The sequence below is a fragment of the Brevibacillus sp. BC25 genome (assembly GCF_000282075.1).
Classification (GTDB): Bacteria; Bacillota; Bacilli; order Brevibacillales; family Brevibacillaceae; genus Brevibacillus.
On sequence record NZ_AKIX01000116.1, the window covers coordinates 1 to 510 of the forward strand.

Here is a 510-nt window from a genome sequence, read left to right on the forward strand (position 1 = left end):
GCCGGGCTCGACCTTCAAGCCGATTACGGCAGCGATTGGCCTTGAATCAGGAGCCATTACCCCTGCGGACAGTATCCACGTCCGTGGACTGCATTGGCAAAAGGATGCGTCCTGGGGTGGATACGAGGTAACGCGGGTCAGCGATTACGGGGGACCTGTCAATTTGGAAAAAGCATTGGTGTACTCCGACAATATATATTTTGCGAAAGCTGCACTCTCCATGGGGGAGGAGCAATTCGTGAAAAAGAGCGAGTTGTTTGGTTTCCATGAAGCTCTCCCGATTCCATATCCACTGGACAAATCGAAGCTGTATAACGACAGTTTCAAAAACGAGATTCAATTGGCAGACTCCGGTTACGGTCAGGGCGAGGTAACGATGACGCCGCTTCATCTCGCGTTGGTGTACAGCGCTTTTGCAAATGACGGGAATATCGTTAATCCATCACTGTTGCAGGAAGACAAAAAAGGCGGGTATTGGAAGACGAATGTCATACCTGCCGATGTGGCGAG

General features: G+C 50.8%; 1 protein-coding gene. It reads left to right on the forward strand.

What is annotated here, in order from left to right:
- Positions 1 to 510: penicillin-binding transpeptidase domain-containing protein (locus tag PMI05_RS25490; protein WP_007728180.1), on the forward strand; the 510-nt coding region annotated here is incomplete at both ends.